This is a genomic window from Flavivirga eckloniae, assembly GCF_002886045.1.
GTDB classification, from domain to species: Bacteria; Bacteroidota; Bacteroidia; order Flavobacteriales; family Flavobacteriaceae; genus Flavivirga; species Flavivirga eckloniae.
This window is the reverse complement of the sequence record NZ_CP025791.1, coordinates 2,475,281-2,498,517: the sequence shown is the minus strand read 5'-3', so window position 1 is coordinate 2,498,517 and position 23,237 is coordinate 2,475,281. Positions and strand designations below refer to the sequence as shown.

At 33.5% G+C, this 23,237-nt stretch carries 14 protein-coding genes; 6 read left to right on the top strand and 8 right to left on the bottom strand.

The window, feature by feature from the left end; genetic code table 11:
• Positions 1-139 precede the first annotated feature (139 nt).
• The 3 genes from C1H87_RS10115 to C1H87_RS10105 all read left to right on the top strand — a co-directional run bounded on the left by C1H87_RS10115 (position 140) and on the right by C1H87_RS10105 (position 3,717).
• A complete protein-coding gene (locus C1H87_RS10115) occupies positions 140-2,632 on the top strand; it encodes a ribonucleoside-diphosphate reductase subunit alpha (RefSeq protein ID WP_102755687.1) in 2,493 nt (830 codons plus the stop codon).
• Positions 2,633-2,747: 115 nt separating this feature from the next.
• Positions 2,748-3,242: an RDD family protein gene (locus C1H87_RS10110; protein WP_102755686.1), complete on the top strand. Its 495-nt coding sequence runs from the start codon at positions 2,748-2,750 to the stop codon at positions 3,240-3,242.
• A gap of 31 nt (positions 3,243-3,273) precedes the next feature.
• Positions 3,274-3,717, top strand: a complete 444-nt coding sequence (locus C1H87_RS10105) for a DinB family protein (RefSeq protein WP_102755685.1) — start codon at positions 3,274-3,276, stop codon at positions 3,715-3,717.
• Between the two features lie 132 nt (positions 3,718-3,849).
• Here the strand turns inward: C1H87_RS10105 and C1H87_RS10100 are convergent, their stop codons facing one another.
• The 3 genes from C1H87_RS10100 to C1H87_RS10090 all read right to left on the bottom strand — a co-directional run bounded on the left by C1H87_RS10100 (position 3,850) and on the right by C1H87_RS10090 (position 8,210).
• Positions 3,850-4,569 (bottom strand): DUF6503 family protein, encoded by a 720-nt coding sequence (locus C1H87_RS10100; protein WP_102755684.1) that lies wholly within the window; start codon positions 4,567-4,569, stop codon positions 3,850-3,852.
• Between the two features lie 83 nt (positions 4,570-4,652).
• Positions 4,653-6,935, bottom strand: coding sequence for an inorganic phosphate transporter (locus tag C1H87_RS10095; protein WP_102755683.1), 2,283 nt, complete (start codon positions 6,933-6,935; stop codon positions 4,653-4,655).
• 69 nt (positions 6,936-7,004) lie between these two features.
• Positions 7,005-8,210 carry a porin gene (locus C1H87_RS10090; protein ID WP_102755682.1) on the bottom strand — a complete coding sequence of 402 codons (1,206 nt, stop codon included), beginning with the start codon at positions 8,208-8,210 and terminating at the stop codon, positions 7,005-7,007.
• Between the two features lie 382 nt (positions 8,211-8,592).
• Here C1H87_RS10090 and C1H87_RS10085 point away from each other — a divergent pair, with 382 nt between their 5' ends.
• Positions 8,593-8,946, top strand: coding sequence for a toxin-antitoxin system YwqK family antitoxin (locus tag C1H87_RS10085; protein ID WP_102755681.1), 354 nt, complete (start codon positions 8,593-8,595; stop codon positions 8,944-8,946).
• Between the two features lie 69 nt (positions 8,947-9,015).
• On the opposite strand, the gene C1H87_RS10080 is transcribed toward C1H87_RS10085, so the two are convergent.
• The 5 genes from C1H87_RS10080 to C1H87_RS10060 all read right to left on the bottom strand — a co-directional run bounded on the left by C1H87_RS10080 (position 9,016) and on the right by C1H87_RS10060 (position 17,756).
• Positions 9,016-10,644, bottom strand: a complete 1,629-nt coding sequence (locus C1H87_RS10080) for a T9SS type A sorting domain-containing protein (protein ID WP_102755680.1) — start codon at positions 10,642-10,644, stop codon at positions 9,016-9,018.
• A 198-nt stretch (positions 10,645-10,842) separates the two neighbouring features.
• A complete protein-coding gene (locus C1H87_RS10075) occupies positions 10,843-12,606 on the bottom strand; it encodes a CARDB domain-containing protein (protein WP_102755679.1) in 1,764 nt (587 codons plus the stop codon).
• Between the two features lie 196 nt (positions 12,607-12,802).
• Positions 12,803-14,005 (bottom strand): hypothetical protein, encoded by a 1,203-nt coding sequence (locus tag C1H87_RS10070; protein WP_102755678.1) that lies wholly within the window; start codon positions 14,003-14,005, stop codon positions 12,803-12,805.
• Between the two features lie 205 nt (positions 14,006-14,210).
• Positions 14,211-16,985: a TonB-dependent receptor gene (locus C1H87_RS10065; protein WP_102755677.1), complete on the bottom strand. Its 2,775-nt coding sequence runs from the start codon at positions 16,983-16,985 to the stop codon at positions 14,211-14,213.
• A gap of 384 nt (positions 16,986-17,369) precedes the next feature.
• Positions 17,370-17,756, bottom strand: coding sequence for a carboxypeptidase-like regulatory domain-containing protein (locus C1H87_RS10060; protein ID WP_102755676.1), 387 nt, complete (start codon positions 17,754-17,756; stop codon positions 17,370-17,372).
• Positions 17,757-17,919: 163 nt separating this feature from the next.
• On the opposite strand from C1H87_RS10060, the gene C1H87_RS10055 reads away from it, so the two are divergent.
• Together C1H87_RS10055 and C1H87_RS10050 are read left to right on the top strand one after the other, a co-directional pair.
• Positions 17,920-19,263 (top strand): deoxyguanosinetriphosphate triphosphohydrolase, encoded by a 1,344-nt coding sequence (locus C1H87_RS10055; protein ID WP_102758236.1) that lies wholly within the window; start codon positions 17,920-17,922, stop codon positions 19,261-19,263.
• 74 nt (positions 19,264-19,337) lie between these two features.
• Positions 19,338-23,228 carry a PA domain-containing protein gene (locus C1H87_RS10050; RefSeq protein ID WP_102755675.1) on the top strand — a complete coding sequence of 1,297 codons (3,891 nt, stop codon included), beginning with the start codon at positions 19,338-19,340 and terminating at the stop codon, positions 23,226-23,228.
• Positions 23,229-23,237 lie beyond the last annotated feature (9 nt).

The window sequence follows — 23,237 nt, the reverse complement described above, 5'->3', positions numbered from 1 at the left end:
TTAAGTACCTTTTATTGAAATAACCTAAGCAACTGAGTTTTACTCTAATTATTAACCATTAGATCTAAATTTTAGAATAACAGACTAACCCTTTTTCTGAAGGTGTATCAGAAAAACCAAACCTAAAAAGTGTAATAATATGTATGTAATTAAAAGAGACGGAAGAAAAGAGCAGGTCATGTTCGACAAAATCACCGCCAGAGTGAGAAAATTATGTTACGGATTAAACGATTTGGTCGATCCGTTAAAAGTAGCTATGCGAGTAATTGAAGGATTGTACGATGGCGTTACCACAAGTGAACTTGATAATCTTGCTGCAGAAATAGCAGCTACCATGACGACGGCTCATCCAGATTATGCACGTTTGGCAGCACGAATTTCGGTTTCTAACTTACATAAAAATACCAAAAAGACATTTAGTGATGTTATGGAAGATTTACATAAATATGTAAATCCACGAACAGGAAAAGAAGCGCCACTTTTATCAGATGAAGTCTACGATGTGATTATGGCTAATAAAGAGCGTTTGGATTCTACAATTATCTATAACCGCGATTTTGGTTACGATTATTTTGGCTTTAAAACTTTAGAGCGCTCGTATCTTTTAAAATTAAACGGCAAAATTGCCGAGCGTCCTCAACATATGCTTATGCGTGTTGCAGTTGGAATTCATTTAAATGATTTAGATGCAGCTATTGAGACGTATGAGTTAATGTCTAAAAAATATTTTACACACGCTACACCAACATTATTTAACGCAGGTACACCAAAACCACAAATGTCATCCTGTTTTCTTTTAACCATGAAAGAAGACAGTATTGATGGGATTTACGATACGCTAAAGCAAACCGCCAAGATTTCACAATCTGCAGGTGGCATTGGTTTAGCTATGCATAATGTACGAGCAACGGGTAGTTATATTGCTGGAACCAACGGAACGAGTAATGGTATTGTGCCAATGCTTCGTGTGTTTAATGATACGGCACGTTATGTAGACCAGGGAGGCGGAAAGCGTAAAGGAAGTTTTGCTATTTATTTAGAAACCTGGCATGCCGATATTTTCGATTTCTTGGATTTAAAGAAAAACCACGGTAAGGAAGAAATGCGTGCACGTGATTTATTCTATGCGATGTGGATTTCAGATTTGTTTATGAAACGTGTTGAAGAGAATGCCGATTGGACTTTAATGTGTCCTAACGAATGTCCGGGATTACCAGAAACACATAGCGAAGAATTTGAAGCATTATACACGAAATATGAAAAAGAAGGAAGAGGGCGTAAAACTATAAAAGCCCGTGAACTTTGGGAGAAAATATTAGAATCGCAAATAGAAACGGGTACACCTTATATGCTTTATAAGGATTCGGCTAACCGTAAGTCTAATCAGAAAAATTTAGGAACCATCCGTTCCTCTAATTTATGTACAGAGATTTTGGAATACACATCTCCAGATGAAGTTGCTGTGTGTAATTTAGCGTCTATCGCATTACCTATGTTTGTTAAAAATGGAGCGTTCGATCATAAAGAATTGTTCCGTATTACCAAGCGTGTTACCAAAAACTTAAATAGAGTTATCGATAGAAATTACTATCCGGTAAAAGAAGCCGAAAATTCTAATATGCGCCACAGACCAATAGGTTTAGGTGTTCAAGGATTGGCAGATACCTTTATAGAATTGCGTATGCCTTTTACTAGCGATGAAGCTAAAAAACTAAATCAAGATATTTTTGAAACGCTATACTATGCAGCTGTTACAGCAAGTATGGAAGAAGCAAAAGTAGATGGTCCTTACGAAACTTACGAAGGTTCTCCAATAAGTAAAGGTGAGTTTCAGCATAACTTGTGGAATTTAAAGGATAATGAATTAAGTGGAAACTGGGATTGGGAAAAGCTACGTAAACAAGTGCTTAAACATGGTGTACGTAACTCATTATTGGTAGCGCCAATGCCAACGGCATCAACATCTCAAATTCTTGGTAATAATGAGTGCTTTGAGCCTTATACTTCCAATATTTACACACGTCGTGTATTGTCTGGTGAATTTATTGTTGTGAATAAGCATTTATTAGAAGACCTTGTTGACCTTGGTCTTTGGGACGAAAATTTAAAGCAAGAAATTATGAGAGCTAATGGCTCTGTACAAGATATAGATATTATTCCTCAAGATATTAAAGACTTATACAAAACGGTTTGGGAATTAAGTATGAAGGATATTATAGATATGTCTCGTCAAAGAGGTTACTTTATAGATCAGTCGCAATCGCTTAACTTATTCTTAGAGGGTGCAACTATGGCTAAACTAACTTCAATGCACTTCTATGCATGGAAGAGTGGCTTAAAAACAGGTATGTATTATTTACGTACTAAGAGTGCTGTAGATGCGATTAAGTTTACTTTACAAACTACCAAGAAAGAAGAACCGAAAGCAGAAGTTGTTGAGGTTACAGATACAGATACCGCTGTAGAGCAAAAAGAGGACTCAAAGAAGAAGAAATTGGCAGCTCAAAATGCGGCTAAATTTGCGCAACAGAATGCGCCGGAAGTTGAGCCCATGACTGCAGAGGAAATGAAGGCGCTCATCGCACAGGCAAAAGCTGGTGAAGGTGATGATTGCCTCATGTGTGGATCTTAACAACTATAGATTTATATAGATAGAATTTATCAGGCGCATAAGGCATCCTTTTTGGGATGCCTTTTTGCTTTTAAAAGATTATATTTACTTGATAATCCAATTAACCAACCTACATATGGAAAACAGCTTTCAGGTTACTGAGGACGTTCTTGCCAGTAATAATATGCGTTTTGTAAACTATCTTATTGATTTAATACCTCAATACGGCATAGTATATGGTGCAATTTATTTGCTTTTTTATATTGCAGAAAGTACCAGTAATTACGCTTTAAATGATTTTCTTCTTGAATTGTCTACGCTACAAGATTATATATTTACCTATTCAATAATGTTAGGCTATTATTTTTTTATGGAAGGTTTCACCAACAGAACCTTAGGAAAGTATGTAACCAAGACCCTGGTTGTTACGGCAAATGGAAACAAACCCACGTATCTGGATATTTTAAAGAGGAGCTTTTGCAGATTAATTCCTTTTGATGCATTATCTTTTTTAGGCGCCAAAGGCAAAGGTTGGCACGATTCCCTTTCGAAAACATATGTTGTTGATGTTAACAAGTTTGAAGCAAAAAGGAAGTTGCAAGGCGAGTTAAATCTGATAGGTAAGCAGTAGAAAATAATCATGTACTTTATATTTTTTAATAATGGACGAAATCGTATATAAATTAGAAAGCTTAATAACTAAAGGAGTAGCCTATATATCGCAATCTTCTGATGCAGAAATGACTCAAAAACCATTACCGGAAAAGTGGTCGAGAAAAGAGATTTTGGGGCACCTTATTGATTCTGGAATAAATAATCTACAGCGGTTTACCGAAATTCAAACAGCAAACAAACCGTTTAAAATAAGGCAGTATAAGCAGGATGATTTGGTAAAGGCTAATAACTATCAGGATGCTGAGCTGAAAGAAATTGCTAATTTCTGGGCGTCAATCAATAATAGAGTCTGCTATGTAATAAAGCAACAAACAAAAGAAACACTGAGTTATAAAATAGAACTTCCTAGTGATGAAATATCCGATTTAAGGTTTTTAATTGAAGACTATGTAGATCACTTGGAGTATCATTTAAATCAAATAGTTAAATAAAGTTCTAACAATGTTATTCTGAACGACTTGTGCTGAGCGGAGCCGAAGCAAGTGAAGAATCTCTTTTTCTCATTTTTCTCAGATAGATTCTTCAGTCGTTCCTCCTTCTGAAAGACAAAAAATTTAGGCTGTTTAATTCAAAATATCTGTTCCTAAATAAGCATCATTTTTGTTGTAATACCACGCTCTGTTTTTAGGCATTTTAATGCCGTTTAAAACCTTTTCTTCTGTTAGGATAATATATTCGCCAGAATCATCAATTTGCTGTCCGTTTTCATCTGTTTTAAAGAATTGATACACTTCCATGGCATAAGATTTTGGATTAAAGTAAAAGTACCAAATATCATGTCCTATGTTATGGTCATAAGATACCTTTAAAACCAAATAGTCTTTTCCTTTAAATGTTTTCTTTTCAACTTTTTCTTCTATAATCGTTCCGGGGTCTTTTAATTTCATTGGTAACCCATAGAGATAGGTGTAATAGTTTTTGTAAAGCTCGGCACGTTTGCAGCTAAGATTATGTTTTTTTAGCTTTTCTTCAGATATATTTGTAGAATCGTTTAAGGCAAAAGTGCACTTGCCCTTATTTATAGTAAACCTAGTAGTTACAGAGTCTCTGGTTGCAATAACCTGAAAATAGTCTTCCAGTAAATTTATTGTAATGTTACTGATTCTAGGCGCTTTATCAGGTGTTTCCATAGTCACATGTAGTTCCTCATTAAACGAAGCCCAATACCCGTTTTTATCATGATATTCGATGGCCTTTTCCAGTAGTTGGGCACCTGTTAAATTTTGGCCATTTAAATGCGATAGAAAACAAGTAATTAGTAATGCTAAACTTATTGCCTTCATTGTGATTCGTTTTATGACTAAGATACAAAAACAAAAAGCACCTTACGAAGGTGCTTTTTGTTTACTAATTGAGATTTCTTTTTCTATTCTTCTTCTAAGTTGCTTACAATAGTAGCAGCTTCAACAGATTTATCATGAGCATTATGATATTCTTCTAATAAATTCATGGTTGCAGTTAATAAATCCTTTGTTTCTAAAAGAAGACTAAAATATAAAGTTGTGTTTTTTGGACTAGATTCTTCAGTTCTGGTACGTTCTACTTGTTTTTGTATTTTCTCAGTAACTAGATCAAAGACTTCTTTTTTGCCGTTTATAATACTACCGATTTGCTCAAAAGACTGAGAATCGAAAGCATCTTTGGTTGTGTTAAATAATAACCGTAGCGCTTCTTCTACTTGTTTAAGCTCTTTAATCTGGTTGAATTTAAGCTTTTTGTGGTTATTGTTTACGTGCTTATGACTTACTTTAGAAATATATTCTAACGATTGTGTCATGTCTTGTAAGTAACCTAATATGTTAATGTAGAAATTACTAGCCCCTAAACTGGACTCGTCTAAATTTTTAATGAAGTAGAAAATATTGTCGCGCAATTCATCAATTTCATCAGAGAGCTTAACTATATTTTTCTTGTTCTTTTTCAATAAGACTAAGTCTTCTTTTGATAAACCATCAATAGCACTAGAATAAATTTTGTTACCACGTTTAACAACATTAGCTATATTGTTTGCACTTTCGTTAATAACACCTTGAATAGAGCTACTTTCGGCATGTATTAAACTGTCTTCGGTTACAACTTTTTTAGAGCCTTTTTTGTGTGATAAGTAATTTCTAACCAACAGAATAATAGTTAATAACAGCAAAATAGGTGTCATGGCACTAGGATTCCATTTAATTAAAAATACAACTGTTCCAGCAGCTATAAAAGCGCCTATAGCAGTACCAAACCATCCACCGATTACATTTAGTACACCAGCAACTCTGTAAACAGCACTTTCTCTACCCCAGGCACGATCTGCAAATGATGTACCCATGGCTACCATAAATGTTACATAGGTTGTAGATAAAGGCAATTTCATAGATGTTGCAATAGCAATTAAAACCCCAGCAACCATTAAGTTTACAGAAGCTCTGATCATATCGAAAGCAGGAGCATCTATACTTTGGTCTTTTGTTAATACCACATCTGGTTTTTCAAAGCTTTTACCTATTTTTTCTTGGGTCTCTTCGGGTACAATTTTTCCAAATAAATCTGATAATAGCGTAGAACCTTTTACAATACCTCTGGATAACATATTTGGCTCAAATTTTTCATGAGTTTCTCCCTGACGAGATAAACTTATTTCGGTTTCGGCAACTGTTTTTGCTTTTTTAGAAAGCCATAAGGTTAATACCATAACGCCTCCAGCTATAAATAGTAGTAATGGTTCGGCAGGTACTTTTTTGTCAAGTACTTCCATTGAGAACATTGCTGCATCAACACCAGAAACAGACCATGCTTCATAAGAATGGTAAGCGGCCATTGGTACTCCAATAAAGTTTACCAAATCATTACCAGAAAATGCTAGTGCTAAACCAAAAGTTCCTATAGCAATGACTACCAATAAAATAGTTTTTTTAAATACTTTTTGGAATGCAAAAGAGAACAGCGTCCAAAAAACAATGCTACCAATTATAATAAGTAATTCGTTCCCCTCAAGAACTCCTTTAAGATCTTTGTAATAAGGTGTTCCTTTTAATCCTTTTAAGAAGATAAAATAGGTAATCGCAGCTAAAGATATACCGCCAAATATAGCACCGAAATTTTTTATTTTTTTCTCATAATGGAATGTAAAAACTAAACGAGAGACCCATTGTACTAAAGCACCAACTGAAAAAGCAATAAATACAGACATGATAATACCCCGAATAATTTCAAATGCTTTCTTGGTATTTATGTAATTTCCTAAATCGGCAAAAGTTTGAGAGTCTGATGCACTAATTTTTATTAATGACATAACTACAGCAGCACCCAATAAGTTGAATACAATTGAAACTGTTGTAGAAGTAGGTAATCCTAAGGTATTAAAGAAATCTAACAGTAATATATCGGTAATCATTACTGCCATGAAGATATACATGATTTCTTCAAAATTGAACATAGCAGGCACGAAAATCCCTTTACGTGCAACCTCCATCATTCCACTTGAAAATACTGCCCCAATAAATATACCTAAACTTGCAACAATCATTATGGTTCGCATAGAAATAGCTTTAGAACCAATAGCAGAGTTTAAGAAATTAATAGCATCGTTACTTACACCAACTACAATATCAGCAATCGCTAAAACTGTAATGGCAATGAGCATTAATAAATAAATGTTGTCCATAATTTAACTAAAATAAGTTTGCAAATATCTTAAGTGTTTCCAAGTATAATGTTACGTAATTGTTATGTTTTAGAAATGTAAATCAAATCCTAACCTAAAAGTAATATTATCTTCATTACCATCTATGGTGGTATAGCTCAAATCGCTTTGTACTTTTAATTTATGACCTACTACAAATTTATTAACCCCTAAAGTATACTGCGTCTCTGGAAGTCTACCTGTAATAGTTTCATAATCTGTTGTTGTGAATCGACCAGCGATTTCATAGTTGCTTTTGAATAAATAACCAGCCTGAAGGTTTACAGCGCTACCGGTTAAAACAATATCTCCCGTAGTTGTTATGCCGTCAATCTCAGTAGCAACAGGATCGTCTGCTGTACGTTTAGCATATTCTGCCATTAATGAGAACCCCTGGTATTTAAACATTGCATCTGCAAAGATAGTGGTTATATCGGTTTCATAAAGAGAACCATCACTTCTAAGCATATAACTTCCTAAAACACTTCTTGTTTTTACGGCATCTTGATTTAAATCATAGTTAAATGCAAACATTAATTTAGGAGTTTCTTCACGTTTAAGATCAGATTGACTGTAATCTCCTTTAGACTTAAATGCTCCGAATGGTAAAAATTCCAAACGTGCTGTATATTGTAAACCGCCTTCGTTACCTTCGGTAACATTACGACCTTCACCCTGCGATACTGCTAATTTCTCACGCATTAAAAAGGTTTTTCCTAGCTTGGTTTTATGACGTAATTGTACTCCTAAATCACGGTCAATGTTAAAACGGCTATTTAATAAAGAACGATCTATTAATTGAAGATTAGCAGAGGATACTACACGTTCAACATTACCAGGTAGTTTTGTTTGCCCGGCCCATAATTCCCAGTTTTTTGCAAAATGCCACATTATTACGGCGTCCAGAATATAGCGAGGGGTGTTTCTGTTAAATTGATTGGCGCCCGAAATATCTCTATTAGAAAGTCCCAATTCTATTTTATATCTAAGTTTAGGGCTGTAAGCGAATCCATCAAATTTTAGACGTGCACGTCTAACAATAAAATTATGTTCTGGGCTTCCGTATTTGTCTCCATCATGATCCCAAGACGATACAGATCGTACTTGAAAACGGGGAGCAAATTTTACACTAAAAGAACTGTCTTTTGCAGTGAAGTTTATTAAGCCTTTTCCAAAAGAAGTGTCGCTGATTTCTTGAGCGTTAATGTACGAGAATGCTACAATAGTAAAAACTATTGTACTAAGTTTTATTTTCATTGTAAGTATTAGTTTTTGTCGCTGCAAAGAACCAATACTAATGTTAACTTAATGTTAACTAAGGGTTAATATTAAAATAAATAAAGGCTGCCTGGCCAAGGCAGCCTCATTAGAAATCATAATAATGTAGTCGACAAAAACTAATAGATTATAATGAAATACTAAATGTGTCTTTAAGACATTGCAAAACTCTTAGTTTAAAGTAACTTGAATGTGACGATAACATTAAGTAATCATTAAGATTTCCAATGTTAAATATTAATTATCAAATACCTCACAATCAACGTTTTATTGGCTTAATGTTAATTTAATGTTATGTAAGTATTGATTTAATGTTATCTTATTTGTATATTTGATATATAATATTAAAAACCCCATAATTATGAAGAAATCAGTTTTATTTTTATTTGCCTTTTTAATTACTGTGGTAACTTTTGCTCAGCAAAAGAGAGAATTAAAACATAATAAAGAAACCAATTTAATCGAGGTTGTTTATTATCATGACAATGGTGTAGTAAGCCAAACAGGGACTTACACAGCAGATGGTAAACTACACGGTAAGTGGTTAAGTTTTAATGAAGAAGGCAAAAAAATCGTTTCTGCAAATTATGATAATGGGAAGAAAGTCGGCAAGTGGTTTTATTGGAACAATCAAACCATAAAAGAAGTAGATTATAGTGCTAATGTTATAGCCGGTTTAAAAGAATCTGAAACCAAAGAAAACAACGGTCTTTAAACTTGAAAAACTAATAAATAAAAAAGCATCCTAATTTTTTAGGATGCTTTTTTATTGCTTTGTGTTTTTTTACTTCGTTATTTTTCTAGTTCCAGTTGGCGTTTTTATGATGTATAAGCCGGAAGGAAGGGAATTAATAATCGTGTTTTCTTGTTCGGTTGAGTTTACCTTGGTTGATTTTAATATGTTTCCGGTAAAATCATAAATATCCAATTTAGATGGTTTTAAACTATTTTGAGCGTTTCTTGTAAGCGAAATCTTGCTGGAATTCTCCCTGTATTTTATAAGGAATTTTACAACATTATTATCTTGGTTACTTTCATCTTTAGGGTCTATTTTCATTATAAAAAAGTAATTTCCATAGGGAGGTTCTGTATTATTGTCTCCAGAGACCCTAGCATCTCTAAAGTCTAAACCTGTTAAACTTTTAGCAACTGATTTGAATGAGTTTTTATTTATTGATGGGACGTCTGTTGAAACTTTAAATTCATAGTCTTTTTTAGGGTCTAATTTAGAATCTGATGAAAGGTAATATTTTATTTTTGTGGGAGTTGAACTAACTGTTCCTTTATTATCTATTTTGATTTGTAAGAAATCTAAAGCGATTCCATTTTCGTTAGCAATATGTCTTTCGTTATTTTTAATTAATTCTTTTATAGCAAAGCTACAATTGAAGCAATCACTAGTTGCTGTAATAACTCCTGTATCAAAAACCAAATCAGGATACTCTTGAACACCGTTAACCTTAAAACTTGATGAGGAATAGACTGTGTTATTACCTGAATTTGAATCTCCATTTGTTGAAACTTTCATAAATATTTTATAAGTATCAGTTTTAGTTCCTAGAGGTATTTTTGCTGTAATTGAACCCGTTATGGTCTGATTTGTATTAACAGATCCAATAGATTTGCTTACTAGAAATTCTCTAGAATTTGTAGTCGTGGAGGAGATGTGAAACTCGAGACGTGTTGAAGTGGCCGTTAAGTCTCCTATATTCTTAACTTCATAAGATAATGTTTTATTTGATCCAGCATTTATTGAACTAGAACTTACAGAAGCTTTAACAGCTTTTAAGTCTGGAGGTGTTGGGCAGTTAAAAAATACTTTAGAGAAAATAGCATTATTATTTGTAGTATCTAAATCATAATCTGAATCCCCTTTTGCATAATCTGATGCTATTATTTTGTAGTACTTGTTACCTAACCCAAAATTCATCAAATATACTTCACCTTCTAATAGAGGTTTCTCAATTTTAATGTTTACTTTTTCTCTAATATTATTAACTGTTTTTTTAGAGCAAAAATTATTTTTTGCTTCTAATTCAGTACTACCAATTAATATAGGTCTATGATACTTCCATGACAATGAATTACAAATATCCAAAATTGGTTGCCCAAAATTCGGTAGCGTATTTATGTTTGTGGCATTACTTGAAGGGCTGTTAGCGGAATTAATTACTTTATAATACCTAATGCCATTTCCGAGCCCTAAGTCAAAACGATAAATGTTTTCTTTAGGTAATATTATATTAGGCAAATTAGTTTTAATTAATGCTCCTTGGGTAGTTCCTGTACAATGTCTTCTTATAGCTGTTTCAATCGTTACTCCTAGGTCCATAAATTCATTGAATTTATAATTTTGGGAGTTTATACTGATAGAAAAGATGGTAAAGAGAACTAGGAATGTAAGTTTTTTCATGATATTTGAGGTTTAAATTTATATGAAAATAAAACATAAACATTAATGTAAAGCATAACTTACGTTATGTGTATGTTATTTAATATGATTTATTGTTTTTATAAAAGAAACGGAACGTTTGATAAATGAATCTAAATATTGAGTAATAGCAAAAAAGCATCCTAATTTTTAGGATGCTTTTTTATTGTTTTATGTTTTTTACTTTGTTATTTTTCTAGTTCCAGTTGGCGTTTTTATGATGTATAAGCCAGAAGGAAGGGAATTAATAATGGTGTTTTCTTGTTCGGTTGAGTTTACCTTGGTTGATTTTAATATGTTTCCGGTAAAATCATAAATATCCAATTTATATGGTTTTAAACTATTTTGAGTGTTTCTTATAAGCGAAGTCTTACTGGAATTCTCCCTGTATTTTATAAGGAATTTTACAACATTATTATCTTGGTTACTTTCATCTTTAGGGTCTATTTTCATTATAAAAAAGTAATTTCCATAGGGAGGTTCTGTATTATTGTCTCCAGAGACCCTAGCATCTCTAAAGTCTAAACCTGTTAAACTTTTAGCAACTGATTTGAATGAATTTTTATTTATTGATGGGACGTCTGTTGAAACTTTAAATTCATAGTCTTTTTTAGGGTCTAATTTAGAATCCGATGAAAGGTAATATTTTATTTTTGTGGGAGTTGAACTAACTGTTCCTTTATTATCTATTTTGATTTGTAAGAAATTTAAAGCGATTCCATTTTTGTTAGCAATGTGCCTTTCGTTATTTTTAATTAATTCTTTTATAATAAAGCTACAATTGGAGCAATCACTGGTCGCTGTAATCACTTCTGTGTCAAAAACCAAATCAGGATACTCTTGAACACCGTTAACCTTAAAACTTGATGGGGAATAGACTGTGTTATTACCTGAATTTGAATCTCCATTTGTTGAAACTCTCATAAATATATTATAAGTGTCAGTTTTAGTTCCTAGAGGTATTTTTATTGTAGCTGAACTGGTTATAGTTTGATTTATATTAACATTACCAATAGGCTTGCTTTTCAGAAATTCTCTAGAATTTGTAGTTGTAGAGGAAAGGTAAAACTCAACCTTTGATGAAGCGGCGATGGAGTTCCCTAAATTTTTCACTGTATAGTTTACCGTTTTATTTTCTCCGTGATTTATAGTGGTGGAACTTACGGAAACTTGAACGGCGTCTAAGTCTGGCTCTGGGCATGGATTAGTTATTTGGTGAGCTATAATTCTGTAGTCTTCATCATTGTGTTCGCCAGCATTAGATTGCCACAAATAATAATAGTTAAGTCCTCTACCAAAGTTTAAGTAATAAAATCTTCCAGACTTTAGTGGGGTATCAATTTGAATATTTACATAATTTCGCCCACCTAATTGAGATAAGGGAAAAGTTTTACCACAATTACTTAATGCTATTTGTTCTGTAATGGTACTTCCGTTTAATAAAGAATAAAAAGTGTGGCTTCTTAATATACCAGTATCACAAACATCGCCAATACCATCATTATCTGTATCTAATTGATTAGTGTTTGGTGTTGTTGGGCAATTATCGATTCTATCTGGTATAGTGTCTCCGTCGCTATCTGTAGGAGTGCAAACTGAAGTTATATTATATGGAAGACTAAGACGATAGTCCTCATCGTTGTGCTCATTTGAACTTGATCTAAGAAGATAGTAATACTTTAAACCGTCACCGAAATCTAAATAATAGAATCTACCTGAAGATAAAGGGGCTTCAATTTGAATATTTACATATTGTCTATCTCTTAATTGTTGAGAGGTAAAAACTGTATTGCAATTGTCTAAAGCAATTTGTTCGGTGATCGCTTGAAAGGTATTCGATCCTGGATCTTTGATGATGCTATAGAAGGTGTGACTTTTGTAAGATTGAGCGTTTAGTCCAATAGTGAACAAGACAAGCATGGATGTAATAAAGGTTCTTTTCATGATTTAGAATGATTAAGGGGTTATTGTTACATAAATATAATCCTATAAAGTGCGTAATCCGTTAACCACATGTTAAGCAAACATTAAGAACGTTTATAAATAAAAGAACCGAAGAAGTTAACTTCTCCGGTTCTTTTATTTTAAATCTGTTACCTCTATTGTTCTCAATAGATTTAAGACAGATAGATATTGTTTTTTAGTTTAATTTAGTAACCACAAAGCTTTGGTTAGCCCAATCAAATGCTGATAAATCAGCACCAACACCAGCTTTAGTATTAACTGTATTGTCAGAAGGAACGCTAATGCCATCTGTAATTGCAGTTACAGTACCTGTAATATCTCCACCTACTTTATCGTCTCCTACATTACCTTGAGCAGAAGCATTAGAGATAGTTAAAGTTCCGTTTCCTTTGTCATCTTTGGTATCTATTCTGTTTCCAAAACTAGCGTTGCCGTAAGCAGCAAATAAAATATTACTTATGATCGCTTGAGTACCTCTTCTAATTTCAGCACCAGCTTTAAGAGCAACGTCTGGGTTAAGGTTTAATATAGTAACATTTTTTAAAGTTGGTGTAGAGATTGGTGCAGCATTAGCATCAGAACTGTTGCTATCTCCTTCAATACCTCTCGGATCATCAGTAGCAGCATCAAAACCATCATTACGAACTCCAAATGCATTAGTAATAGTACCAGTATAACCTCCTGTCCAATCGAACATGTCGTCAGCAATATTTGCACAATATACATTAGTTACATTAACGCTACCTCCAAAGAATTCAATACCATCATCGTTACCATTGCTTACAACTATGTTGTTTACTACAGTTCCGTTACCAACACCGAAGAAAGAAATTCCGTTAAACTCTTGCTCTCCGTTAATTTTAGCACCAGTATATTCAGCAATTATATAGCTTAATTCACCAGAGTTATCAGCGTCATCGCTACCTCCGTAAAGTAAACCAGCAACTTCAGATTGTACATCAGTTCCTTTGTTACTTTTTGCTTTACCAGCAATTACAATTCCTCCCCAATCTCCAGCTTTAGGAGAACTTGCATCTGAAGTAAATTTGATAGGGTTAGCAGCAGTACCCTTAGCAATGATTTTTGCTCCTCTTTCTACAGCTAAGAAAATATCTGTTCTACCACTTTTAGCTTTGATTACTGTACCTGGCTCTATGGTTAGAGTAGCTCCACTTTTAACGGTGAACGATCCTGTTAATGTGTATTCTACAGAAGCTAATAATTTAGCGTCTTCAGAAAGATCGCCCTTTAATTCATTGCCAGTAATAGGGTTATCTCCTCCATTGCCCGGGTCGATAGTTCTGTTATCATCATCAGATGAACAAGAGAAAATTGAAATTACTGTAATGGCTATTAGTAAGTTTTTAAATGTTTTCATATTGATTTTTTATGATATTTTATTTATAGCGCAAATTAACTTTAAGGGTTTGAATAAGGTGTTACCCAAATATTAGTTTTAGGTTAAGAAATAACAACAATGTTAAGTTAATGTTTAGTCTAATTTATTGATTATTATGAGTTAAAAACCCATCAAAAAAATATTGGCTTTTTTGATGGGTCTTAAGTTTTTATAGAAAATTGTTTTATAGATTGTAGCTTATTCCAACAGATATAGATGTTCCTTTTTTGTATGAATTCATTGTAAGTTTCTCAGGAATATCTCTATATCTTTCAAAACTTGGATTCAATAAGTTTTTAGCATTGAATTTTACACTTAAATTCTTATTGAACTTATGGCTAAAAACGAAGTCTAACAAAGGAACTCCTTTTTCAACAATATTTTCTTGAAAGTTTGTACCTATACTATAAACTTTGTCACTTTGATAATTGAACACTAAAGTAGAAATGGTTTCTTTATCATTCACACTAAATCTATATGAAAGATCTGCGTTTAAGGTAAAAGGAGAAGCTCCTTCTAACTCAGAACTATCACCTGTATAGTTAAACAAAGTGTTAGCTGTATTGTATTCAAGTTTAGTTTTCATTAATGTGATGTTACCACCAAAAGTAAGGTTTTGAGACTTTTCTGCATCTTCGGATTCTTTAGATAAGATGCTTAATCTACCTTCTAGTTCGGCACCGAATACCGTAGCGTCACCAGAGTTGTCGAATGTAAAATCTCTTTCTACCGCAGAGTTTCTTTCTAAACGGTTAATGGAATTTTGAATTAACTTACCAAATAAACCAACCGAAATTAACTCGCTTTTATTAGGGAATAACTCAAATTTAAGTTCTCCATTATAGTTGTCTGATGGAAGCAGGGCTGGGTTACCACTTTCTTGAAAGTTAATACCTTCGTAAGTAAAAGGTGCTATTTCTTTAAATTGTGGGTATGTGTATGTAATACTACTAGATGCTCTTAAGTTAATTTTTTCGTTAACCTCGTATTTTAAATTAAGAGAGGGTAAGATGTATTGCTTATCTAATGCTATTTCACTATTGTTAGAAAAGCCAGGAAAGCTAATATTAGTATCCCATTTTACATTCATTTTTACGTCTTCAGTTCGAACCCCTAGATTTGCGGTAAATTTATCGCTAAACTTGTATACAGCATCTATATATCCTGCGTGTATTGTTTTTTCGGCATCATATAGTTGGGGTAGGTATGTTTCTGCATCATTACTGTTTCTCCCTCTGGAAGTTTCAATTCCAAAAAGACCACTATTTAAATTACTTTGGTTAAATGTTGCGTCTAAATTATTTATGTCTAAAAAAGTATTCCTTGGATCGGTAAAGTTATGGTCGAAATATATACCATCGAATTTTCTGTCCGAAATACTTCCATCATAGCCTAAAGTTATTTTTCCATTGTTTTCTTGACGATCTCCTAAATACTTAACAAAACTTAGGTTTCCAGCAATATTGTTTTCAAATAAGTTACCGTAAAATCTACTATTATCTCTTACTGCGTTTTGAGAGATTCTTGTAGTGTTTGTGTCATTATTTATAATGAAAGTATTTTTTCTTCTGTCGGGTTCATCATTAAATATAGCATTATAACTTAAAGCAGCATTAACATCTATGGATTCTCCAAACTTATTAGTTGATAGTAGCTGGTTTACAAAAAGTTTGTTTTGAATTTCTGTTTGTAATAATACATTTACTAGCCTGTTGTCATCATTATCTCTTCCTACATCATTAGTAGTACCAATAAAATCTTGTACCTTCTGATTATTGGAGTGTACAAATAAATGGTTAAAGCTTAACTTGTGATTTGGATTGATTTTGTAAACTACATTACCCATCAACATTTTTGATGCGTTATAATTATATGTCTTAGTGTCAAAAATAGAGCCTACATTAAGTACACCACTATCGCTTATGTCTACAATAGCATCAGAAGCTCCTTCTTGAAAGGTGTATTTGTTACTAAAGGAACCTACTAAAAAGATACTTAAACTGCTTTCGTCAGATAACGTAAACTTTTTACCATAATTAATTGAGAGTCCTAAATTAGGGTTGGCTTTTCCGTCATTAGGAGTATAATTGTTATCAAAACTATAAGTTGATAAGTTTCTCACATTATGTTTTGTGTTGGAGTTGATACCAAACCAATTAGCACCATCAATTTCTTTAAAATCCTCGAAAGTAGTTTGAGTATTTGCCCCAGAAGAAAACCCTATCTTAAATAAAGATTTTTGTGATGTTTCTTTACTTATAATATCAATGTTTGCCCCAGATACATCAGATGACATATAGGAAGAAAAAGCTTTTCCTATGCCAACACTTCCAATAATATCGGATCCAAATAATGATAAGTCAATATTTTTGTTTCTCGGATCGTTAGAAGGGAGTGGTAGGCCATTAAGAGTAGTCGTGTTGTACCTGTCTCCTAAGCCTCGTACATAAATTTTACTAGAGCCTTCTTTTTTATTTACTCCCGTAACCTTTAAAGTAGCCGCAGCAGCATCAGATACAGCTTTTTTACTTAACTCTTGAGCGCCTATCGCAGTTTTTATTTCAACAGCCTTCTTCTGTTCAAGTAAAAGAGCCGTTTCGCTTTCTCTTTTAGTAGTGGTAGTAATTACAATTTCACTTAAAGCCGCAGCACTTGCTCCCATTGGTACATTTACCTCGGTTACTTTGCCGGCAACAACCTGAATACTTATTTCTTGAGTTTCGTACCCAACAAAACTAAATATTAAGGTGTACGCTCCAGGCTCTAAGCCTTGTAGGCCATAATGACCGTCAAAGTCTGAAGTTGTTCCTTTAGTCGTGCCTTTTATTAAAATATTAGCAAAGGCTAAAGGCTCATTATTATACTCTTTGTCTGTTAGTTGTCCAACTACAGAATCTGTACTTTGAGCATACGAAAATGTAGCAGTAAGAACTGCTAAAAAAACTAAAATTCTTTTCATTATTTCTATTAATTTCTAGCTGCAAAGAACGGTAGGTTATGTAAAGAGTGTGTTACCTTTAGATTAAACAACAGTAATCAAAGAGTTATCTAAATGTTACCTGAAAAGCGTCTAATTTCTCATTTGGAAACAATAAGTTAACATTGAAAACGTTTAAAAAAGATTGATTTTTTGTAATCAGAAAAAGAGTTTGTTGCCCGGGGTGAGGTTTGATACGAATTTGTCATTACAGGCTAATACTCCTTTTAGATGATGAGTTAGCTAAACAAACAAGTCATCTATACAGTTATGCCTTTGCTGTTAACTATTAGTGATAATTTGTATAATTCGTGTCTCTTTATTTTAAAGACAAGGGACCCTATTTATATATTGGTCAGAAGATTATTAATTTAATCGAGTAGTCTTGTTATCTTTCTCGCTAGTGGTATTGCTAATAGAAGCTAGTTCTAATAAAGGAAGTGTGCTTGCGCCTAAAGAAGTTTTGATATGGTCGCAATTTCCAGAAACTACTTTTACTTTTAATTCTTTAGTTTCATAGCCAATAAAACTGCAAACTAAAGTGTAGTCACCGTCTTCTAAATTCTCAATAACAAATAATCCAGTTTGATTTGTAGTTGCTTTAATTGAAGTTCCTTTAATCGCTACATCGGCAAAAACTAAAGGATTATTATCAAACTCCTTATCCATTAATTTACCGGTAATTATTCCAGTGTTTTGTGAAAAACAAAAAGAAGTAAATAATAAGATTAAAAAGATTGATAACTGTTTCATAATGCGATGTGAAATAATCTGATGCAAAGAACTAATTTTTGAATTGTTTGTATGTTATCAAATTATTAAAGAACGATGATTAAAATGTTACCTTAATGTTATGAGATTTTGGGAGCCAATTATTATTGATTTTAATTATCTTGCTTGTTTTTAAATGAAAAAAATGAACTGGGAACAATTACTATCCTTAAAACGCTTTGGCGACACTAACAAACGTTTACGAAAAGAACAAGATGAAACCCGTTTAGGGTTTGAGGTAGATTACGATCGTATCATCTTTTCCTCAGAGTTTAGAAGCCTTCAGGATAAAACGCAGGTAATTCCTTTATCGCAAACCGATTTTGTGCATACCAGATTAACACACAGTTTAGAAGTGAGTGTGGTAGGACGTTCTTTAGGAAGATTGGTTGGAAAGAAACTATTAGAAAAACATCCGCATTTGAATAATATTCACGGATACCAGGCTAACGATTTTGGAGCTATTGTTGCAGCAGCGGCCTTAGCACACGATATTGGCAACCCACCTTTTGGTCATTCGGGAGAAAAAGCCATTGGAGAGTTTTTTAAAACAGGAGAAGGGAAACAGTTTAAAAATCAGTTAACAGAAAAAGAGTATCAAGACCTATGCGATTTTGAAGGAAATGCTAATGGGTTTAAAATTTTAACCGAAAGTAGAGCAGGGCGAGAAGGCGGACTGCGATTAAGTTATGCCACTTTAGGTGCTTTTATGAAATACCCAAAGGAGTCGTTGCCAAAAAAACCAACAAAGCATATAGCAGATAAAAAGTATGGGTTTTTTCAAAACGAAAAAGAAGCGTTTATAGATGTTGCCAATGAATTGGGCTTATTAAAAAGAAGTAAAACGGATCTTAGTTTTTCCAGACATCCGCTTACTTTTTTAGTTGAAGCGGCAGATGATATTTGCTATACCATAATTGATTTTGAAGATGGTATAAACCTAGGCTTAATACAAGAAGAATTTGCTTTAGAATATTTAATTAATTTAGTACGGGATTCTATTAACACTAAAAAATATCATCAGCTAAAAAACACACAAGATAGAGTAAGTTATCTACGTGCTTTAGCAATAAATACCTTAATTAATGAAGCCGTTACTATTTTTATGGAAAACGAAGAAGCCATATTAAACGGTGACTTTAATTGTGCTTTGTTAGATAAAAGTAAATACGAAGCACAGATAAACGATATTATTAAAATTAGTATAGAAAAAGTGTACCAAAGCAAGGAAGTTGTAGAAAAAGAAATAGCTGGATATAGAATTTTATCCGACTTGTTAGATGTGTTTATTACAGCTATTAATAACTCGTATGAGAATAAAGCATCAAATTACGATAAGCTTGTGCTGCACCTTTTACCCGAAAATTATACTGAAACAAAAAGTGCCCTTTATAATAGAATATTTAAAGCCTGTAGCTTTGTATCGAATATGTCCGATAGCTATGCCATTCTATTATTTAACAAAATAAGAGGGATTAACATAAATTAGCCGCCTTATGAACTTAAAAAATTAGCTATACGTTTTTGTAAACTATAGCGTTTTATTTTGACTACTTATATTATATGAAAAAAAGCCTCATTTTATTTGTCGTATCAGTTTTTGCTGTTTCAGCTTTTGTGTTTTTTTCGAATACAAAAAATGCTAACATAGAAAAACTTAGAGAGCAGCATGCCTCTTTTTTAAAATCACATCCTTATAACAACACCTTAAAACTTTCTAAAAAAGAAAGAAAAGCGTTAAGAATTCCACCTAATAAATACTTTGAAGAACAATATTTATTAGAGATGAATCCTGCATTAGGGAGACCGACTCACGAAAAAGTAAAGAAGTTACAACAAGAACTAGCCAAATTAAGAACTTTAAGTCGTTTAACGGGAAAGGTTCCGGGTGAAAAAGTTGAAAATCGTTGGATAGAAAGAGGACCTAATAATGTTGGAGGTAGAACAAGAGCAATCATGTTCGACCCCAACGATGCCACAAACGAAATAGTTTTTGCAGGAGGTGTTAGCGGAGGCTTATGGAAAAACACCAATATTTCGAATGCAGATTCGCAATGGACAAGAGTAAACATTCCTGAAAACCTGTCAATTTCCAGTATAACTTACGATCCCAACAACACCGATATTTTTTATATCGGGACAGGTGAATCGTATGTAAATGGCGATGTAAATGGCGATGGATTATGGAAATCGGTAGATAGAGGAAATACATGGACTAAAGTTTTTGGAGGTATAACTGGAGATAGCTCTTTTCAATCGGCAGCTAATCTAACTATTAATTCACCGGGAGGAATTGCTGGTGATGTACCATACCGAGCAACAACAAATTTTGGTACTTCGATTAACTCTGTAATCACAGCAGATGTTGTTTTAGTAGACGATGGAGACGGAGAAACAAGTGATGGATGCGTAGCATTGGTAAACGGTTCCCAACTAAACGGTAAAATAGCGTTAGTGCGTAGAGGAGGATGTAATTTTACAGAAAAAGCAAAAAATGCTCAAAACGCTGGAGCTATTGCTGTGATCGTTATGAATAATATTGATGGAGATCCAATTAATATGGGTGGTGACGATGCTACAGTTACAATTCCTGCTGTTATGATTTCGAAAGCAGCTGGCGATTTAATAGAAAGTACTTTAAATACAGAAACAGTTAATGTATCCCTTAATCCCAGCAGCGGAGGTTTTACGGGCGTACTTGTTCCTGGGATACAGCATATCAACGACGTAGTTGTTAGAAATAATGCAGGCACATCAGAAATATACGTGGCTGCTGCCGATGCGTTTTATAAAGATGCTAACACTAATACGTTTTTGGGAGGACCAGAATTTGGTTTGTATAAATCGACAGACGGAGGTTCTAATTGGTCCGAAATCTCGTTAACGTTAACATCAAATGGTAATAAATATGTGCCTAACGATATTGAGATAGGTTCAGATAATAAAGTTTGGGTGACCACTACTAATAGTGTCATTTTTGGAGATGGTGGCGGTACAGTTTTATCGTCTGCAGATGGTATAATATTTACTAAAGTCCATGAAATTTCAGGAGCGCAGAGAACACAAATAGCATTATCTGCAACCGACGCACAAAAAGTATATGTTTTGGCAGAAGGAAATAATAGCGAACCAGTAATAATAGAAAAAACGACCAATGGTTTTGCAACAAGTACAAAACTTGACCTGCCTAATGATGCCGATTCTGGGGTACCCGAAAACGACTTTACAAGAGGACAAGCTTTTTACGATTTAATGATATCTGTAGATCCTGTTAACGATGAGATTGTTTACACCGGAGGTATCGATTTGTTTAAAACTACAAATGGAGGAACCAGTTGGGACCAAATATCAAAATGGACGGAAGGAACAGGAAGCAATCCGCTTAAAGATTTAAACGTTCCTTTGGTACACGCAGACCAGCATAATGTCGCATATGGTAACAGCGATAACAATAAAGTTTTGTTTGCTAACGATGGTGGTGTTTATTATTCAAATGATGCAGGAACTACAATTAGTGCCAGAAATAAAGGCTATAATACCGCTCAGTTTTATACTGTAGGCGTGGGACCACTTAGCGCTTATAATAATCAGGACTTTTTTCTAGCAGGAGCTCAAGATAATGGCACGCAGCTATTTCAAGATTCAAACAAAACTCAACCAGACGAATCTTTCGAAGTAGCAGGTGGAGATGGAGCCCATTGTTTTTTCGATCAAGATGGAACCGATCATTATTTCATTGGAAATATTTTTTACAATCAATTTGTATTCTTGTTCGATTATGATTTGGGTGAATATATTACAATTAATTCCGAAGATTCCGATAATGGCTCTTTTATTAATCCACAAGCATTAGACTCTAACTTAGATATCTTGTATTCTAATTACTCTTCTGGAACAAATAATATTATTAAAAGATATTCTAAAATAAAATCGGAATCAACAGTAACGAAAAACAATCTAACAAACGATTTACTAACGGCAAGGCCAACGGCATTAACAGTTTCTCCGTATACAGTAAGTTCATCTAAATTGTTTGTTGGAACCATTTTAGGAAAAGTACTTAAAGTCGTTAATGCCAACGGAGGTTCTCCGGTATGGTCGGACATAACAGGTGCGAGTTTTGTTGGAAGTGTTTCCGATATTGAATTGGGAGCTAACGAGAATGAAATATTTGTTACCATGCATAATTATGGTGTAACGAATATCTGGTATACTAATGATGGCGGATCGAATTGGGAAAGAAAAGATGGAGATTTACCAGATATGCCAGTAAAAACAATTTTACAGAATCCTTTAAATTATGAAGAGGTTATTATAGGTACCGATCTTGGAGTTTGGTTTACTAACAATTTTTCATCGGCAACACCAACATGGAATCAGGCGTATAACGGAATGAGTAATGTAAAAGTAACCGATTTAGATTTAAGGGACGATAACATGGTTTTTGCTTCAACTTATGGGCGAGGCGTATTTTCTGGTCTGTTCGAAATAGATCCAGCGGGAGATCTTGATGGAGATGGCGTATTAAATGGGGTAGATATATGTCCTCAGGTAGCAAATGCAGATCAGGCAGATTCAGATAATAATGGTATTGGTGATGTATGTCAGGATACAGATAAAGATTCTGTAATAGATATAGATGATAACTGTCCCGAGACTTCTAATATAGATCAGAAAGACGCAGATGGTAATGGTATTGGTGACGTCTGTGATGTTTCTTATACCAATCCCGATAACATCACTCTAGAAATAGTATCTGAAACATGTCCAGGGTTGGATAATGGGAAAGTTGTTGTTAGTGTTAAAGAAACAGCTGTTGCTTATACATTAACATTAACGGGTAATGGATTAAACCTAACCCAGGCACTTACAACAACGCATACTTTTGAAGATATAGCTGTTGGATCATATTCATTGTGTGTAGATGTAAATGGCACATCGTTTCAGCAGTGTTTTGAAATTACTATAGTACAGGCAGAGGCATTAGAAGCTGTTTTTGATAAAAGCACTAAAAATAATACTTCTGAAGTAACATCGGTAACCATCAATCAGGGTACACCTCCTTTTACCGTTGTTTTTAATGGCAATACTATAAGGACAACTAGTGAAAGGACTTTTGAAATAGAAACGTTAAAATCGGGAGTGTTAGAAATATTTACCTCTAAGGCTTGCGAAGGGGTTGCCAGTACAGTAATTAACAGCGAGAATGATTTTAGCCAATTAGTTGCAAGTCCAAATCCAGTTATTGAAAACTTAACGGTAACATTGCCTTCAATTAAAGAAAGTCAAATTCCGATTCAGATTCATAATATTAACGGTAAATTACTTTTAAGTAAAACTATAAATAAAGGAGATTCCAATTTTATTAAAATACCATTTCAAGAGTTTGGTAAAGGTGTTTATTTTGTGAGAATCAATATTGAAAAACCAGTAGTTTTCAAAATAATTAAATAGAAGAAAGAC

Coding starts and splice junctions, on each gene's coding strand:
- C1H87_RS10110 (WP_102755686.1), top strand. CDS start 2,748: ATGGAAAACAGCTTTCAGGTTACTGAGGACGTTCTTGCCAGTAATAAT.
- C1H87_RS10075 (WP_102755679.1), bottom strand. CDS start 12,606: ATGAAAAGAACCTTTATTACATCCATGCTTGTCTTGTTCACTATTGGA.
- C1H87_RS10070 (WP_102755678.1), bottom strand. CDS start 14,005: ATGAAAACATTTAAAAACTTACTAATAGCCATTACAGTAATTTCAATT.
- C1H87_RS10055 (WP_102758236.1), top strand. CDS start 17,920: ATGAACTGGGAACAATTACTATCCTTAAAACGCTTTGGCGACACTAAC.
- C1H87_RS10065 (WP_102755677.1), bottom strand. CDS start 16,985: ATGAAAAGAATTTTAGTTTTTTTAGCAGTTCTTACTGCTACATTTTCG.
- C1H87_RS10085 (WP_102755681.1), top strand. CDS start 8,593: ATGAAGAAATCAGTTTTATTTTTATTTGCCTTTTTAATTACTGTGGTA.
- C1H87_RS10060 (WP_102755676.1), bottom strand. CDS start 17,756: ATGAAACAGTTATCAATCTTTTTAATCTTATTATTTACTTCTTTTTGT.
- C1H87_RS10105 (WP_102755685.1), top strand. CDS start 3,274: ATGGACGAAATCGTATATAAATTAGAAAGCTTAATAACTAAAGGAGTA.
- C1H87_RS10090 (WP_102755682.1), bottom strand. CDS start 8,210: ATGAAAATAAAACTTAGTACAATAGTTTTTACTATTGTAGCATTCTCG.
- C1H87_RS10095 (WP_102755683.1), bottom strand. CDS start 6,935: ATGGACAACATTTATTTATTAATGCTCATTGCCATTACAGTTTTAGCG.
- C1H87_RS10100 (WP_102755684.1), bottom strand. CDS start 4,569: ATGAAGGCAATAAGTTTAGCATTACTAATTACTTGTTTTCTATCGCAT.
- C1H87_RS10115 (WP_102755687.1), top strand. CDS start 140: ATGTATGTAATTAAAAGAGACGGAAGAAAAGAGCAGGTCATGTTCGAC.
- C1H87_RS10050 (WP_102755675.1), top strand. CDS start 19,338: ATGAAAAAAAGCCTCATTTTATTTGTCGTATCAGTTTTTGCTGTTTCA.
- C1H87_RS10080 (WP_102755680.1), bottom strand. CDS start 10,644: ATGAAAAAACTTACATTCCTAGTTCTCTTTACCATCTTTTCTATCAGT.